This is a genomic window from Klebsiella sp. CD33 (genome assembly GCF_051992865.1).
In the GTDB taxonomy this organism is placed as follows: Bacteria; Pseudomonadota; Gammaproteobacteria; order Enterobacterales; family Enterobacteriaceae; genus Klebsiella; species Klebsiella pneumoniae.
This window is the reverse complement of sequence record NZ_CP197023.1, coordinates 3,324,384-3,340,706: the sequence shown is the minus strand read 5'-3', so window position 1 is coordinate 3,340,706 and position 16,323 is coordinate 3,324,384. Positions and strand designations below refer to the sequence as shown.

12 protein-coding genes are annotated in these 16,323 nt (G+C 59.3%); 11 read left to right on the top strand and 1 reads right to left on the bottom strand.

Annotated features, from left to right (window positions below):
* Positions 1-10: 10 nt before the first annotated feature.
* The 6 genes from msbA (at position 11) to ACR809_RS16595 (ending at position 6,040) form a co-directional block, all read left to right on the top strand.
* Positions 11-1,759, top strand: coding sequence for a lipid A ABC transporter ATP-binding protein/permease MsbA (msbA, locus tag ACR809_RS16620; protein ID WP_002898170.1), 1,749 nt, complete (start codon positions 11-13; stop codon positions 1,757-1,759).
* Positions 1,756-2,736 (top strand): tetraacyldisaccharide 4'-kinase, encoded by a 981-nt coding sequence (lpxK, locus tag ACR809_RS16615; RefSeq protein ID WP_004147813.1) that lies wholly within the window; start codon positions 1,756-1,758, stop codon positions 2,734-2,736. Before msbA ends, lpxK begins: the two co-directional genes overlap by 4 nt.
* Positions 2,737-2,790: 54 nt before the next feature.
* Entirely contained in the window at positions 2,791-4,020 is a 1,230-nt protein-coding gene (locus ACR809_RS16610; RefSeq protein ID WP_002898176.1) for a winged helix-turn-helix domain-containing protein, read from the top strand.
* 63 nt (positions 4,021-4,083) lie between these two features.
* Complete coding sequence (ycaR, locus tag ACR809_RS16605; RefSeq protein WP_002898177.1) at positions 4,084-4,266, top strand: protein YcaR; 183 nt, start codon at positions 4,084-4,086, stop codon at positions 4,264-4,266.
* Positions 4,263-5,009 (top strand): 3-deoxy-manno-octulosonate cytidylyltransferase, encoded by a 747-nt coding sequence (kdsB, locus tag ACR809_RS16600; protein WP_002898180.1) that lies wholly within the window; start codon positions 4,263-4,265, stop codon positions 5,007-5,009. Before ycaR ends, kdsB begins: the two co-directional genes overlap by 4 nt.
* A 137-nt stretch (positions 5,010-5,146) precedes the next feature.
* Positions 5,147-6,040 (top strand): YcbJ family phosphotransferase, encoded by an 894-nt coding sequence (locus ACR809_RS16595; protein ID WP_002898182.1) that lies wholly within the window; start codon positions 5,147-5,149, stop codon positions 6,038-6,040.
* On the opposite strand, the gene elyC is transcribed toward ACR809_RS16595, so the two are convergent.
* Positions 6,017-6,796: an envelope biogenesis factor ElyC gene (gene elyC, locus ACR809_RS16590; protein ID WP_004141786.1), complete on the bottom strand. Its 780-nt coding sequence runs from the start codon at positions 6,794-6,796 to the stop codon at positions 6,017-6,019. The genes ACR809_RS16595 and elyC overlap by 24 nt on opposite strands.
* Positions 6,797-6,917: 121 nt before the next feature.
* On the opposite strand from elyC, the gene cmoM reads away from it, so the two are divergent.
* The 5 genes from cmoM (at position 6,918) to ldtD (ending at position 16,161) form a co-directional block, all read left to right on the top strand.
* On the top strand, positions 6,918-7,718 hold the full coding sequence (cmoM, locus tag ACR809_RS16585) for a tRNA uridine 5-oxyacetic acid(34) methyltransferase CmoM (RefSeq protein ID WP_002898187.1): 801 nt from the start codon (positions 6,918-6,920) through the stop codon (positions 7,716-7,718).
* Positions 7,715-9,037, top strand: coding sequence for a chromosome partition protein MukF (mukF, locus tag ACR809_RS16580; protein WP_002898189.1), 1,323 nt, complete (start codon positions 7,715-7,717; stop codon positions 9,035-9,037). The genes cmoM and mukF overlap by 4 nt, the downstream gene beginning before the upstream one ends.
* Positions 9,018-9,722: a chromosome partition protein MukE gene (gene mukE / locus ACR809_RS16575; RefSeq protein ID WP_004150840.1), complete on the top strand. Its 705-nt coding sequence runs from the start codon at positions 9,018-9,020 to the stop codon at positions 9,720-9,722. The genes mukF and mukE overlap by 20 nt, the downstream gene beginning before the upstream one ends.
* Complete coding sequence (gene mukB, locus ACR809_RS16570) at positions 9,722-14,170, top strand: chromosome partition protein MukB (RefSeq protein WP_122051437.1); 4,449 nt, start codon at positions 9,722-9,724, stop codon at positions 14,168-14,170. The genes mukE and mukB overlap by 1 nt, the downstream gene beginning before the upstream one ends.
* A 200-nt stretch (positions 14,171-14,370) precedes the next feature.
* Positions 14,371-16,161 carry a L,D-transpeptidase gene (ldtD, locus tag ACR809_RS16565; RefSeq protein ID WP_002898195.1) on the top strand — a complete coding sequence of 597 codons (1,791 nt, stop codon included), beginning with the start codon at positions 14,371-14,373 and terminating at the stop codon, positions 16,159-16,161.
* Positions 16,162-16,323: the final 162 nt, after the last annotated feature.

Here is a 16,323-nt window from a genome sequence, read left to right as displayed (position 1 = left end):
GGTTTATTGAATGCAGAACGATAAAGATCTCTCCACGTGGCAGACCTTCCGCCGACTTTGGCCGATTATCGCGCCGTTTAAAGCCGGGCTAATCGTAGCGGCGGTGGCGTTGGTGCTTAACGCGGGCAGTGACACCTTCATGTTATCGCTTCTTAAACCGTTATTGGATGATGGTTTTGGTAAAACGGATCGCTCAGTGCTGCTATGGATGCCGCTGGTGGTTATCGGCCTGATGGTGCTGCGTGGGATCACCAGCTACATCTCGAGCTATTGTATTTCCTGGGTTTCCGGCAAAGTGGTGATGACCATGCGTCGTCGCCTGTTCGGCCACATGATGGGTATGCCGGTGGCCTTCTTTGACAAGCAGTCTACCGGAACGCTGCTGTCACGCATCACCTATGATTCTGAGCAGGTCGCCTCCTCCTCTTCCAGCGCGCTGATCACCGTGGTCCGCGAAGGGGCATCGATTATCGGTCTGTTCGTGATGATGTTCTATTACAGCTGGCAGCTGTCGCTGATCCTGATCGTACTGGCGCCGATTGTGTCGGTGGCGATCCGCGTGGTCTCCAAGCGTTTTCGCAATATCAGTAAGAATATGCAGAACACGATGGGGCAGGTCACCACCAGCGCCGAGCAGATGCTGAAAGGGCACAAAGAGGTGCTGATGTTTGGCGGCCAGGAAGTGGAAACCAAACGTTTTGATAAAGTCAGCAATAAAATGCGTCTGCAGGGGATGAAGATGGTTTCCGCCTCGTCTATCTCCGACCCGATCATTCAGCTTATCGCCTCCCTGGCGCTGGCCTTTGTCCTGTATGCCGCCAGCTTCCCGAGCGTGATGGACACCCTGACCGCCGGGACCATTACCGTGGTCTTCTCCTCGATGATTGCGCTGATGCGTCCGCTGAAGTCGCTGACCAACGTCAATGCCCAGTTCCAGCGCGGGATGGCGGCGTGCCAGACGCTGTTTGCGATCCTCGATTCCGAGCAGGAAAAAGACGAAGGTACGCGGGTCATTGAGCGGGCGAAAGGCAATCTCAAGTTCGAGAACGTCACCTTTACCTACCCGGGTCGCGAAGTGGCCGCGCTGCGCAATATCAATCTCGATATCCCGGAAGGGAAAACCGTGGCGCTGGTGGGGCGCTCAGGGTCGGGTAAATCGACCATTGCCAGCCTGATCACCCGCTTCTACGATGTCGACGAGGGGCAGATCCTGCTGGATGGCCACGACCTGCGCGAGTACAAGCTGAGCTCGCTGCGCGACCAGGTGGCGCTGGTTTCGCAAAACGTGCATCTGTTCAACGATACCGTCGCCAACAATATCGCCTATGCCCGTACCGAAGAGTACAGCCGCGAGCAGATTGAAGAGGCCGCGCGCATGGCCTACGCCATGGATTTCATCAACAAGATGGATAATGGTCTGGATACCATCATCGGCGAGAATGGCGTGATGCTGTCCGGCGGCCAGCGCCAGCGTATTGCTATTGCCCGCGCGCTGCTGCGTAACAGCCCGATCCTGATCCTTGATGAAGCCACCTCGGCGCTGGATACCGAGTCTGAGCGTGCCATTCAGGCGGCGCTGGATGAGCTGCAGAAAAACCGTACCTCGCTGGTTATCGCTCACCGTCTGTCGACCATTGAGCAGGCTGATGAAATCGTGGTGGTTGAAGACGGGCGGATCGTGGAGCGCGGAACGCACCATGACCTGCTGGAGCATAAGGGCGTGTACGCCCAGCTGCATAAGATGCAATTCGGCGAATGATCGCGCGCATCTGGTCCGGGGAATCGCCGCTGTGGCGCCTGCTGCTGCCGCTCTCCTGGCTGTATGGCCTGGTGAGCGGGGTGATTCGCCTCAGCTATCAGCTGGGGTGGCAAAAAGCCTGGCGCGCGCCGGTGCCGGTGGTGGTGGTTGGTAACCTGACCGCCGGCGGCAATGGCAAAACGCCGGTGGTGATCTGGCTGGTGGAGCAGCTGCAGCAGCGCGGTATTCGCGTTGGCGTCGTGTCTCGCGGCTACGGCGGTAAAGCCGACCGCTATCCGCTGGTGTTGGACGACAGAACCAGTACGGCGCTGGCGGGTGATGAACCGGTGTTGATCCATCAGCGTACCGGTGCCCCGGTCGCTGTCGCTCCGCTACGCAGCGACGCGGTAAAAGCATTGCTCAGCGCGCACGATCTGCAGATGATTGTGACCGACGACGGGTTGCAGCACTATAAGCTCGCGCGGGACAGAGAAATTGTCGTTATTGACGGCGTGCGCCGCTTTGGCAACGGCTGGTGGCTGCCTGCCGGGCCTATGCGCGAGCGGGCGTCGCGCTTGCAAAGCGTTGATGCGGTTATCGTTAACGGCGGCGTGGCGCGTCCGGGTGAGATCCCGATGCGGTTGCGCCCAGGGATGGCGGTTAACCTGCTTACCGGCGAACGTCGCGATGTCTCCACCTTCACGAACGTAGTGGCGATGGCCGGCATCGGCCATCCGCCGCGCTTCTTCGCCACCCTCGAAAGCTGCGGCGTCCAGCCGGTCAAAACCGTGGCGCTGGCGGACCATCAGGCGCTGAGCCAGGATGATGTCGCCGCCCTGGTGACCGCCGATCAGACGCTGCTGATGACCGAGAAAGATGCCGTGAAATGTCGCGATTTCGCCGCTGCAAACTGGTGGTATTTACCGGTCGACGCCATAATGGCCGATGAACGCGCACAGCGGTTGCTTGCGGACTTAGCGACGTTGGCGCAACGTTAACTGACGCGCCGGCTTTGCTCGCCGCTGTGCTGGAATTCCTGACGGAGAACCTGCATGTCGGTATTGCAACTATCGCTTAACGAGGCGCGCCACCTCCATCTCGCGGCGCAGGGGTTGTTAAAGAAGCCCCGACGTCGCGCTCGCCCGAAAGACATTCTTTCCACCATCCAGCAGATGTCGCTGCTGCAAATCGATACCATCAACGTGGTGGCCCGCAGCCCCTACCTGGTGCTGTTCAGCCGTCTTGGCAGCTATCCGCAGCACTGGCTGGATGAGTCGCTGCGCAACGGCGAGCTAATGGAATACTGGGCGCATGAAGCCTGCTTTCTGCCGCGCAGCGATTTCGCCCTGGTGCGCCATCGCATGTTGAATCCCGACAATATGGGCTGGAAATACCATCGCGCATGGATGGAGGAGCATGCCGGGAGTATTGCCGAGCTGGTGGCGCATATCGGGCAAAACGGCCCGGTTCGCTCGGCGGATTTTACCCACCCGCGCAAAGGCGCCAGCGGCTGGTGGGAGTGGAAACCGCATAAGCGCCACCTGGAAGGGCTGTTTACCGCCGGCGAAGTGATGGTGGTGGAGCGGCGCAATTTTCACCGCGTGTATGATCTAACCCGGCGGGTGATGCCGGACTGGGACGACGAGCGCGACGCGCTCTCCCGCGAAGACGCAGAGGCCATTATGTTGCGCAATAGCGCCCGTAGCCTCGGCATCTTCCGCGCCCAGTGGCTGGCCGATTACTATCGCTTGCGCCAGCCGGCGCTACCGGGTCTGCTGGCGGCCTGGCAGGAAGAGGGGCTGGTGGTGCCGGTTAACGTGGAAGCACTCGGCGAGATGTGGCTGCATCACGAGGCGCTGGCGCAGCTGGAGACCGCGCCCGGCGGTAAGCTGACCGCCAGCCATAGCGCCGTGCTCTCGCCCTTCGACCCGGTGGTCTGGGATCGGAAACGAGCTGAGCAGCTGTTCAACTTCAGCTATCGCCTGGAGTGTTATACCCCGGCGCCGAAGCGTCAGTATGGCTACTTCGTACTGCCTCTGCTGCACCAGGGAAAACTGGTCGGGCGGATGGACAGTAAAATACATCGCAAAAGCCGGGAGCTGGAGATCTTCGCCCTGTGGCTGGAGGAGGGGGTGAAGATCACCCGTGGTCTGGAGCAGGGGCTGCGCCGGGCGATTAACGACTTCGCACACTGGCAATCGGCAGAGCGGATCCTTTGCCGACGCCTGCCGGAAGGGCTGTTTGTCGGCCAGGAGCAGGGGTGGGAAATCGACGCCGATTGATCCCGGCGCCTGCCTTCCTGTGATATGCTGCTGAGAAATCTATCCGGTCCATCAGGAGGAAACATGGATCACCGTTTACTTGAAATCATCGCCTGCCCGGTCTGTAACGGCAAGCTGTATTACAGTCAGGATAAGCAAGAACTTATTTGCAAACTTGATAGCCTGGCGTTTCCGCTGCGCGACGGTATCCCGGTGCTGCTGGAGACAGAGGCGCGTCCGCTGGCGCTAGAAGAGAGTCACTCATGAGTTTCGTGGTCATTATTCCTGCGCGTTTCGCCTCCACGCGCCTGCCGGGAAAACCACTGCAGGACATTAATGGTAAGCCGATGATTGTCCATGTGCTGGAGCGCGCTCGCGAATCCGGCGCGGATCGCATTATTGTCGCCACCGATCACGAAGATGTCGCCCGGGCGGTTGAAGCCGCCGGCGGCGAGGTCTGTATGACCCGCGCCGACCATCAGTCCGGCACCGAACGGCTGGCGGAAGTGGTGGAAAAGTGTGCGTTCAGCGATGACACCATTATCGTCAATATTCAGGGCGATGAGCCGATGATCCCCCCGGCGATTGTCCGCCAGGTGGCGGAGAATCTGGCTGCCAGCAGCAGCGGAATGGCGACGCTGGCGGTACCGATCCATGATGCGGAAGAGGCGTTTAACCCGAATGCGGTCAAAGTGGTGATGGATGCCAAGGGTTACGCGCTCTATTTCTCCCGCGCGACTATTCCCTGGGATCGCGATCGCTTTGCCCAATCCCGCGAGACCATCGGTGACTCCCTGCTGCGTCACATCGGCATCTATGGCTATCGCGCCGGCTTTATCCGCCGCTATGTCAGCTGGGCGCCGAGCCCGCTGGAGCAGATTGAAATGCTCGAGCAGCTGCGAGTGCTGTGGTATGGCGAGAAAATCCATGTCGCCGTAGCGGCGGAAGTGCCCGGCACCGGCGTGGATACCCCGGAAGATCTGGAGCGCGTCCGCGCTGAGCTGCGTTAGTCCTCTGTCCCCTCCTTGCTGGAGGGGATATCCCCGTCGGTTTTTCGCTTTTTTTACCCCTTTTTGATCTTATCCGATGACAAGCCAGGTGCGGGCGCTCATTATGAAACCAGTAGTGTTCATAGGGGTAATCGACAATGGAACAGTTGCGAACCGAACTCAGTCATCTTCTTGGCGAAAAGCTAAGCCGGGTGGAGTGTGTCAGTGAACAAGCCGCTACGGCGCTGTGGTTCCTGTACGATGCGCAGGGAAACCCGATGCCGCTGCTGGCGCGAAGTTTCACCACGCCCGGCGTGGCGCGGCAGCTGGCATGGAAGATCTCGACCCTGGCGCGTAATGGTACGGTGCGTATGCCGGTGGTTTATGGCGTCATGACGCACGAAGAACATCCCGGACCAGATGTGCTGTTGCTTGAGCGCCTGCGCGGCGTACCGGTGGAGGCGCCGACGCGCACCCCGGCGCGCTGGGAGCAACTGCAGGAGCAAATCGTCGAGGCGCTGCTGGCGTGGCATCGGCAGGACAGTGGCGGCTGCGTGGGAATGGTCGACAATACCCAGGAAAACCTGTGGCCGAACTGGTACCGCCAGCGGGTAGAGATATTGTGGAGCACCCTGAACCTGTATCAGGACACCGGTCTCACCATGCAGGATAAGCGCCTTTTGTTCCGCTCCCGCGAGTGCCTTCCGGAGCTGTTCCGCGATTTCAATGATAATGCTGTGCTGGTGCATGGCAACTTCACTCTGCGCAGCATGCTAAAAGATCCGCGCAGCGATCAGCTGCTGGCGATGGTGGGGCCGGGGATGATGCTGTGGGCGCCACGCGAGTATGAACTGTTCCGCCTTGCTGAAGGCGGCCAGGCGGAACAGCTGCTGTGGCGCTACCTGCAGCAGGCGCCAGTTTCCGAGGCCTTTGTCTGGCGGCGCTGGCTTTATCTGCTGTGGGATGAGGTGGATAGTCTGGTCAACACCGGGCGCTTTGATCGCGCCCGTTTTGACCTCGCTGCAAAATCACTCCTGCCCTGGCTCGCCTGAGCTGCCTTTCAGCCATTGCCAGACGCGACCAAGGGTTTCATAGCCGACCCGGTCGCTGTGCATCAGCCACACTGGAGAAGGAATGGCCCGCTCCCACGGATTGAGCGGCGAGGTCACCGCCAGCTGATTGGCCGGCGCGGGAAGCGGATCCAGGCCGGCATGGCGAAAGAATATCATCGCCCGCGGAAGGTGTGACGCCGAGGTGACCAGCAGGAAGGGCGCGTCGCCGATGGCGCGCTTCACCGCCAGCGCTTCCTCTTCTGTATCTTTCGGCCGATCGAGCACAATGATATCGCTGCGAGGTACGCCAAGGCTCTCCGCCACTCTCGCCCCGGCTTCCGCTGTGCTGACGGGGTTCGTTTTCGCCGCCGCGCCGGTAAAGATCATTTTCGAACCGGGATTCGCCTGCCACAGGCGGATGCCCTCCGTCAGGCGCGGCAGGCTGTTATTGATAAGATTAGAGCTTGGCGCCCACTCCGGATTCCAGGTATAGCCGCCGCCCAGCACCACCACGTAGTTCACCGGCTGCTCGCCGCGCCAGGTGGGGTAGGTATCTTCAATCGGTTTTAGCAGGCTGTCGGCCACGGGCTGCAGGCTCAGCAGCGTCAGCAGCAGCCAGCCGAGGCTCACGCATAGCTTACCGGTACGCTGAAAGCGGCTGAACCATAACAGCGCGATCCCGATACCGATCAGCAACAGTAAGGCGGGTAGCGGCAACAGCAGGCCGCCGACGATCTTTTTTAGCGTGAAAAGCATGCCAGATGGTTCCTTTTTTAACCATATAACCAAAGTTATGTTCGGATCTTATAACAGATCGCTTCATTCTCGGCGCGGGTATGACAAAATAGCGGTTTTGTGTTGGCTTGTGGAGTCACTCGTGCAGGATCGCAATTTCGATGACATTGCTGAAAAGTTTTCGCGCAATATTTACGGCACCACAAAAGGCCAGTTGCGTCAGGCGATCCTCTGGCAGGATCTGGAACCGCTGTTGGCGCAGCTGGGGCCGGGACCGCTGAGGGTGCTGGATGCCGGCGGCGGGGAAGGGCAAACGGCCATCAAAGTCGCGCAACTGGGCCATCACGTGACGCTGTGCGATCTCTCCGCTGAGATGGTGGCTCGCGCCCGCCAGGCGGCCGCCGATAAAGGTGTGATCGACAACATGCATTTTGTACAATGCGCGGCTCAGGATATTGCGCAGCATTTGGAAAGCCCGGTCGATCTGGTACTGTTTCATGCGGTGCTGGAGTGGGTGGCGGAGCCCCAGGAAATACTGCATACCCTGTGGTCGACGCTGCGTGCTGGCGGTGGACTGTCATTGATGTTCTACAATGCTAACGGCCTGTTGATGCACAATATGGTTGCCGGTAATTTTGATTACGTTCAACTGGGCATGCCAAAAAAGAAAAAACGCACGCTGTCGCCGGATTATCCGCGTGAACCACAGCAGGTTTATCACTGGCTGGAAGAGATTGGCTGGCAGATCGTCAGCAAAACCGGCGTGCGGGTGTTTCATGATTATCTGCGTGAAAAACGCCAACAGCATGACAGCTATGCGGCGCTGCTGGCGCTGGAGACGCGCTACTGTCGTCAGGAGCCGTATCTCAGCCTGGGCCGTTATATTCATGTCACCGCGCTTAAGAGCCAGGCTCATAGCCGCAGATGCAAGGATAAAGTATGAGTGAATTTTCCCAGACAGTCCCCGAACTGGTTGCCTGGGCCAGAAAAAATGATTTTTCAATCTCGCTACCGGTCGACAGACTCTCTTTCCTGCTGGCGATCGCCACTCTGAATGGTGAACGACTGGAAGGGGAAATGAGCGAGGGTGAACTGGTGGATGCGTTCCGCCACGTCAGTGATGCGTTTGAGCAGACCAGCGAAACCATCAGCCAGCGCGCCAATAACGCGATCAACGATTTGGTGCGCCAGCGTCTGCTGAACCGCTTTACCAGCGAAATTACCGAAGGCAATGCGATCTATCGCCTGACGCCGTTGGGGATTGGGATCACCGATTATTATATCCGTCAGCGCGAATTCTCGACGCTGCGTCTCTCGATGCAGCTGTCGATCGTCGCCGGCGAGCTGAAGCGCGCGGCGGACGCCGCGGAAGAGGGCGGTGATGAATTCCACTGGCATCGCAACGTTTTTGCGCCGCTGAAGTATTCCGTAGCGGAAATTTTCGACAGCATCGACCTGACGCAGCGCATTATGGATGAGCAGCAGCAGCTGGTGAAAGACGATATCGCGCAGTTGTTGAATAAAGACTGGCGCGCGGCGATTTCCAGCTGTGAACTGCTGCTGTCGGAAACCTCCGGCACCCTGCGCGAACTGCAGGATACGCTGGATGCGGCAGGGGATAAGCTGCAGGCGAACCTGCTGCGCATTCAGGACTCGACCATGGCGCGCGACGATCTCCATTTTGTCGATCGGCTGGTGTTCGATCTGCAAAGCAAGCTCGACCGCATCGTCAGCTGGGGTCAGCAGGCGATTGACCTGTGGATCGGCTACGACCGCCATGTGCACAAGTTTATCCGTACCGCTATCGATATGGATAAGAACCGCGTCTTCGCCCAGCGTCTGCGCCAGTCGGTACAGACCTATTTTGATGAACCGTGGGCGCTAACTTACGCCAACGCCGACCGCCTGCTGGATATGCGCGATGAAGAGATGGCCCTGCGCGATGAAGAGGTCACCGGCGAGCTGCCGGCGGACCTCGAATTTGAAGAGTTTAACGAAATTCGCGAGCAGCTGGCGGCGCTGATCGAAGCGCAGCTGGCGGTCTATAAAGAGAAAGGAATACCGCTGGATCTCGGCCTGGTGGCGCGGGAGTTCCTGGCGCAGTATCCGCGCGGGCGTCACTTCGACGTGGCGCGGATCGTCGTGGATCAGGCGGTACAGCTGGGCGTCGCCCAGGCAGATTTCACCGGACTGCCGGCAAAATGGCAGCCGATTAATGATTACGGAGCCAAGGTACAGGCGCATGTCATTGACAAATATTGAACAAGTGATGCCGGTTAAGCTGGCGCAGGCGTTGGCCAATCCGTTATTTCCGGCGCTGGACAGCGCCCTGCGCGCGGGCCGTCATATCGGTCTCGACGAGCTGGATAATCACGCATTTTTGATGGATTTTCAGGATTACCTGGAAGAGTTTTACGCTCGCTATAACGTCGAGCTGATCCGCGCGCCGGAGGGATTCTTCTACCTGCGCCCGCGGTCCACCACGCTGATTTCGCGCTCGGTACTGTCCGAGCTGGATATGATGGTGGGCAAAATTCTTTGCTATCTCTATCTCAGCCCGGAGCGCCTGGCGAACGAAGGGATTTTTACCCAGCAGGAGCTCTATGACGAGCTGCTGACCCTGGCCGATGAATCCAGGCTGCTGAAGCTGGTGAACAACCGTTCCACCGGTTCGGATCTGGACCGCCAGAAGCTGCAGGAAAAAATGCGGGCCTCGCTTAACCGCTTACGCCGTCTGGGGATGGTGTGGTTTATGGGCCACGATAGCAGCAAGTTTCGCATTACCGAATCGGTATTCCGCTTTGGCGCCGATGTGCGCGCCGGCGACGACCCGCGCGAAGCGCAGCGCCGTCTGATCCGCGACGGGGAAGCGATGGCCCTGGAAAATCACCTGCAGCTCAATGATGAGAATGAAGAAAACCAGCCGGATAGCGGGGAGGAAGAGTAATGATTGAACGCGGTAAGTTTCGCTCGCTAACGCTGGTTAACTGGAACGGCTTCTTTGCCCGGACCTTTGATCTTGATGAACTGGTGACCACCCTCTCCGGGGGGAACGGCGCGGGTAAGTCCACGACCATGGCGGCCTTCGTCACGGCGCTGATCCCGGATTTAACCCTGCTGCACTTCCGTAACACCACCGAAGCGGGGGCCACCAGCGGCTCACGCGATAAAGGCCTGCACGGTAAGCTGCGCGCCGGGGTGTGTTACTCGGTACTCGATGTGATCAACTCCCGCCACCAGCGCGTGGTGGTCGGCGTGCGCCTGCAGCAGGTCGCCGGGCGCGATCGTAAAGTCGATATTAAACCTTTCGCCATTCAGGGACTGCCGACCTCTATCCTGCCGACCCAGCTGTTGACCGAAACGCTGAACGATCGCCAGGCGCGCGTCGTGAGCCTCAACGAGCTGAAAGATAAACTCGAGGCGATGGAAGGGGTCCAGTTTAAACAGTTCAACTCGATCACCGAATATCACTCGCTAATGTTCGATCTGGGCGTGGTGGCGCGTCGCCTGCGTTCCGCCTCCGATCGTAGCAAGTACTACCGCCTGATTGAGGCCTCGCTGTACGGCGGGATCTCCAGCACCATTACCCGCTCGCTGCGCGACTACCTGCTGCCGGAAAACAGCGGCGTGCGTAAAGCGTTCCAGGATATGGAAGCGGCGCTGCGGGAAAACCGCATGACGCTGGAAGCCATTCGCGTTACCCAGTCCGACCGCGATCTGTTTAAACACCTGATCAGCGAAGCCACCAACTACGTGGCGGCGGACTATATGCGTCACGCCAACGAGAGGCGCATTCACCTGGATAAGGCGCTGGAGTATCGCCGCGATCTCTTCACCTCGCGTTCGCAGCTGGCGGCTGAGCAGTATAAGCACGTCGACATGGCGCGCGAACTGCAGGAGCATAACGGCGCGGAGGGCGATCTGGAAGCCGATTACCAGGCCGCCAGCGATCACCTGAACCTGGTGCAGACTGCGCTGCGTCAGCAGGAAAAAATCGAGCGCTACGAAGCGGATCTCGACGAGCTGCAGATCCGTCTGGAAGAGCAGAATGAAGTGGTGGCGGAAGCCGTCGATCGTCAGGAAGAGAACGAAGCCCGCGCTGAGGCCGCCGAGCTGGAAGTGGATGAGCTGAAAAGCCAGCTCGCCGACTATCAGCAGGCGCTCGATGTGCAGCAGACCCGCGCCATTCAGTATAACCAGGCGCTGCAGGCGCTGGAGCGCGCGAAGGCGCTGTGCCATCTGCCGGATCTGACCCCGGAGAGCGCCGACGAGTGGCTGGAAACCTTCCAGGCGAAAGAGCAGGAAGCGACGGAGAAAATGCTGTCGCTGGAACAGAAAATGAGCGTGGCGCAAACCGCGCACAGCCAGTTTGAACAGGCTTACCAGTTGGTGGCGGCGATTAACGGCCCGCTGGCGCGCAATGAAGCCTGGGACGTGGCGCGCGAATTGCTGCGCGACGGCGTGAACCAGCGCCACCAGGCCGAGCAGGCGCAGGGGCTGCGCAGCCGCCTCAACGAGCTTGAACAGCGCCTGCGCGAGCAGCAGGACGCTGAGCGTCAGCTGGCCGAGTTCTGCAAACGCCAGGGTAAACGTTACGATATCGACGATCTGGAAACGCTGCATCAGGAGCTGGAAGCGCGCATCGCGTCGCTGGCCGACAGCGTCTCCAATGCTCAGGAGCAGCGCATGGCGCTGCGTCAGGAGCTGGAGCAACTGCAGTCGCGTACCCAGACGCTGATGCGCCGGGCGCCGGTCTGGCTGGCGGCGCAGAACAGCCTTAACCAGCTGTGCGAGCAAAGCGGCGAGCAGTTTGCGTCCGGCCAGGAGGTCACCGAATACCTGCAGCAGCTGCTGGAGCGTGAACGAGAGGCTATCGTTGAACGTGACGAGGTCGGCGCCCGCAAGCGCGCCATCGACGAAGAAATCGAGCGTCTCAGCCAGCCGGGCGGTTCGGAAGATCCGCGCCTCAACGCCCTGGCGGAACGGTTCGGCGGCGTTCTGCTGTCCGAGATCTACGATGATGTTAGCCTCGACGATGCGCCGTACTTCTCCGCGCTGTATGGTCCGTCGCGCCATGCGATCGTGGTTCCGGATCTGTCGCGGGTAGCCGAGCAGCTTGAGGGGCTGGAAGATTGCCCGGAAGATCTCTATCTGATCGAAGGCGATCCGCAATCCTTTGACGACAGCGTATTCAGCGTCGACGAGCTGGAAAAAGCGGTGGTGGTGAAGATTGCCGATCGCCAGTGGCGTTATTCGCGCTTCCCGTCGCTGCCGCTGTTTGGCCGCGCGGCACGTGAAAACCGCATTGAAACCCTGCATGCCGAGCGTGAATCGCTGTCAGAGCGTTTTGCGACCCTGTCGTTCGATGTGCAGAAAACCCAGCGCCTGCACCAGGCCTTCAGCCGCTTTATCGGCAGCCATCTGGCGGTGGCTTTCGAGGACGATCCGGAAGAAGAGATCCGCAAACTCAACAGCCGCCGCGGCGAGCTGGAGCGTGCGCTAAGCGCCCATGAAAGCGATAACCAACAGAACCGTGTGCAGTACGAGCAGGCGAAAGAGGGCGTGTCGGCGCTCAACCGCCTGCTGCCGCGCCTGAACCTGCTGGCGGATGATACGCTGGCCGACCGCGTGGACGAGATCCAGGAACGTCTGGACGAAGCGCAGGAAGCCGCGCGCTTTATTCAGCAGTACGGTAACCAGCTGGCGAAGCTGGAGCCTATTGTTTCGGTGCTGCAGAGCGATCCGGAGCAGTTTGAGCAGCTGAAAGAAGATTACGCCTATGCGCAGCAAACCCAGCGCGATGCACGTCAGCAGGCTTTTGCCCTGGCGGAAGTTGTGCAGCGCAGGGCCCACTTCAGCTACTCCGATTCGGCGGAAATGCTCAGCGGCAACAGCGATCTCAACGAGAAGCTGCGCCAGCGTCTGGAGCAGGCGGAGTCCGAACGCAGCCGCGCGCGCGACGCGATGCGTGCCCATGCGGCGCAGCTTAGTCAGTACAATCAGGTGCTGGCCTCGCTGAAGAGCTCGTATGACACCAAGAAAGAGCTGCTCAACGATCTGTATAAAGAGTTGCAGGACATTGGCGTGCGCGCCGACACCGGCGCGGAAGAGCGTGCTCGCGCGCGTCGCGATGAGCTGCACATGCAGCTGAGCAATAACCGCTCCCGACGCAATCAGCTGGAGAAAGCGTTGACCTTCTGCGAAGCGGAAATGGACAACCTGACCCGTAAACTGCGCAAGCTGGAGCGCGATTACTGCGAAATGCGCGAGCAGGTGGTGACCGCCAAGGCGGGCTGGTGCGCGGTGATGCGTCTGGTGAAAGACAACGGCGTCGAACGTCGTCTGCATCGCCGCGAGCTGGCCTATCTCTCCGCCGATGAGCTGCGCTCAATGTCGGATAAGGCGCTGGGGGCGCTGCGTCTGGCGGTCGCCGATAACGAACACCTGCGTGACGTGCTGCGTATCTCGGAAGATCCGAAACGTCCGGAGCGCAAAATTCAGTTCTTCGTTGCCGTGTACCAGCATCTGCGGGAGCGTATTCGTCAGGATATTATTCGCACCGATGATCCGGTGGAAGCGATCGAGCAGATGGAGATCGAGCTCAGCCGCCTGACCGAAGAGCTGACCAACCGTGAACAGAAGCTGGCGATCAGTTCCCGCAGCGTGGCCAACATTATTCGCAAAACCATTCAGCGCGAGCAGAACCGTATCCGGATGCTCAACCAGGGTCTGCAGAGTGTCTCCTTCGGCCAGGTCAACAGCGTGCGTCTGAACGTCAATGTGCGTGAGACCCACTCGATGCTGCTCGACGTGCTCTCCGAGCAGCATGAGCAGCACCAGGATCTGTTTAACAGCAATCGTCTGACCTTCTCTGAGGCGCTGGCCAAGCTCTATCAGCGTCTCAACCCACAGATCGACATGGGGCAGCGTACGCCGCAAACCATCGGTGAAGAGCTGCTCGACTACCGCAACTATCTGGAGATGGAAGTGGAAGTTAACCGCGGCTCCGACGGCTGGCTGCGCGCGGAGTCCGGCGCGCTGTCTACCGGGGAAGCTATCGGTACCGGGATGTCGATTCTGGTGATGGTGGTGCAGAGTTGGGAAGATGAATCCCGTCGCCTGCGCGGCAAGGATATCTCGCCTTGCCGTCTGCTGTTCCTCGATGAAGCGGCGCGTCTCGACGCCCGCTCCATCGCCACCCTGTTCGAGCTGTGCGAACGTCTGGAGATGCAGCTGATTATCGCAGCGCCGGAGAACATCAGTCCGGAAAAAGGCACTACCTATAAACTGGTGCGTAAGGTGTTCAATAATCACGAACATGTGCACGTCGTGGGGCTGCGCGGGTTTGCCGCGCCGCTGCCGGAAGCGCTGCCGGGAACGGCCGACGCCTCGTGACGATGCAGCTCACTACTGGCGGGTAAGCGCTGAAAAGGGCAACGTTAAGTTGCCCTTTTTGCTATCCAGCTTGCTATGCCAGGGTGGTATAATCTTTAAGCTTCTTTACATTAGGTAAGGCAAAAGCCTTTTCGTCTTTATATACTGTGTTAAAGCCCACGAATTTGTGGGCGGCAATGTGTGACAACAGGGGGCAAGGGATGTTGCTTAAGAAACGGTATGGTCGTCCATTGTCAGCGCTCAGTCTGAGCCTGGCAATGGCATTTGCTCCGCTGTTCAATGTCCAGGCCGCAGAGCCTGAAGTCGTACCAGGTGATAGCTCCGCTACGCCTGGAGAGCTTTCCGTCGCGCTGTCGCAAAGCGACGGGCAATCGCCGGCGGTCGCGAAGCTGGCCGGTGAGCAGCCGCTGTCGATGGAAGCCGCGGCGAACAGTCGCGCCCAGATCGAAGCGCTATTGCCGGCTGGCTACAAACCCGTCTTTATGAATCCGCTGGTCTCGCTATACGCCGCCAGGGATATGAAACCGATGTGGGAAAACCGCGAGGCGGTGCAGGCGTTCCAGCAGCAGCTGGCGGAGATCGCCATCGCCGGTTTTCAGCCGCAGTTTACCACCTGGGTCAGTCTGCTGACCGATCCTGCCGTCACCGGTATGGCGCGCGATGTGGTGTTGTCTGATGCCATGATGGGCTACCTGCACTTTATCAGCGGCATCCCCACCCAGGGGACCCGCTGGTTATATAGCTCGACACCGTACAAGATGGCGACCCCGCCGCTGTCGGTGATTAACCAGTGGCAGCTGGCGCTGGATAATGGCTCCCTGCCGGCGTTTATCGCCGGCCTGGCGCCGCGTCATCCGCAGTATGAGGCCATGCATCAGTCGCTGCTGGCGCTGGTGGCTGATTCACGTCCATGGCCGCAGATGACCGGCAGCGGCTCGCTGCGTCCGGGAGAATGGAGCAATGATATCGGCGCGCTGCGCGAGATCCTCCAGCGTACTGGGATGCTGGAAAATTCCGCCAATATCGTTCTGCCCGGCGACGTGGTGAGTCCTTCGGCGAAGAAAAAGAGCAAGCCCGCGGCGCGCGGTGTGTACGATCGCCAGCTGGTGGAGGGCGTTAAGCGCTTTCAGGCCATGCAGGGGCTGGGGGCGGATGGGGTCATCGGCCAATCCACCCGTGACTGGCTCAATGTCTCATCGGCGCAGCGCGCTGGCGTGCTGGCGCTGAACATTCAGCGTCTACGTCTGCTGCCAGGCAAACTATCGACCGGTATCATGGTGAATATTCCCGCGTTTTCGCTGGTCTATTACCAGGACGGCAGCCAGGTGCTGGCCTCGCGGGTGATCGTCGGACGTCCGGACCGCAAGACGCCGATGATGAGCAGCGCGCTGAACAACGTAGTGGTCAATCCGCCGTGGAACGTACCGCCCACCCTGGCGCGCAAAGATATTCTGCCGAAGGTGCGTAATAATCCTGGCTATCTGGAGCAGCATGGCTACACCGTGATGCGCGGCTGGAACAGTAAAGAGACCATCGATCCTTACCGGGTTGACTGGTCAACCATCACCGAGAACAATTTACCGTTCCGTTTTCAGCAGGCGCCTGGGGCACGTAATTCACTGGGGCGTTACAAGTTTAATATGCCGAGTTCGGATGCTATCTATCTGCACGATACGCCGAACCATAATCTGTTTCAGAAGGATGTCCGTGCGCTCAGTTCCGGCTGCGTCAGGGTCAATAAAGCCTCGGAGCTGGCCAATATGCTGCTGCAGGACGCGGGCTGGAATGACACGCGCATTTCCGACGCCCTGAAGCAGGGGGATACGCGCTATGTCAATATTCGGCAAAATATACCGGTGAATTTATATTACTTAACGGCGTTTGTGGACGCTGATGGACGTACACAATATCGAACAGATATTTACAATTACGATATCACCGCGCGATCCAGCGCACAAATTCTGACGAAAGCGGAACAATTAATCAGGTAAATGAAGTAGTTCAATGGATTTTGTTGTCCTAGCACTGGGTAAAAAAGGGCGCTGCACCTCTGCAGCGCCCGATTTTCCTGGGGTGAGGCTGCCTTGACGTTGGCAATAATGCCCGGTAAGGTGCCTTTCGTGCGCCAGAAGTGCATATACATATCATTCCGC

Bases quoted from the DNA above. Each gene is read 5' to 3' on its own strand.
- msbA (WP_002898170.1), top strand. From the start codon at position 11: ATGCAGAACGATAAAGATCTCTCCACGTGGCAGACCTTCCGCCGACTT.
- lpxK (WP_004147813.1), top strand. From the start codon at position 1,756: ATGATCGCGCGCATCTGGTCCGGGGAATCGCCGCTGTGGCGCCTGCTG.
- ACR809_RS16610 (WP_002898176.1), top strand. From the start codon at position 2,791: ATGTCGGTATTGCAACTATCGCTTAACGAGGCGCGCCACCTCCATCTC.
- ycaR (WP_002898177.1), top strand. From the start codon at position 4,084: ATGGATCACCGTTTACTTGAAATCATCGCCTGCCCGGTCTGTAACGGC.
- kdsB (WP_002898180.1), top strand. From the start codon at position 4,263: ATGAGTTTCGTGGTCATTATTCCTGCGCGTTTCGCCTCCACGCGCCTG.
- ACR809_RS16595 (WP_002898182.1), top strand. From the start codon at position 5,147: ATGGAACAGTTGCGAACCGAACTCAGTCATCTTCTTGGCGAAAAGCTA.
- elyC (WP_004141786.1), bottom strand. From the start codon at position 6,796: ATGCTTTTCACGCTAAAAAAGATCGTCGGCGGCCTGCTGTTGCCGCTA.
- mukF (WP_002898189.1), top strand. From the start codon at position 7,715: ATGAGTGAATTTTCCCAGACAGTCCCCGAACTGGTTGCCTGGGCCAGA.
- mukE (WP_004150840.1), top strand. From the start codon at position 9,018: ATGTCATTGACAAATATTGAACAAGTGATGCCGGTTAAGCTGGCGCAG.
- mukB (WP_122051437.1), top strand. From the start codon at position 9,722: ATGATTGAACGCGGTAAGTTTCGCTCGCTAACGCTGGTTAACTGGAAC.
- ldtD (WP_002898195.1), top strand. From the start codon at position 14,371: ATGTTGCTTAAGAAACGGTATGGTCGTCCATTGTCAGCGCTCAGTCTG.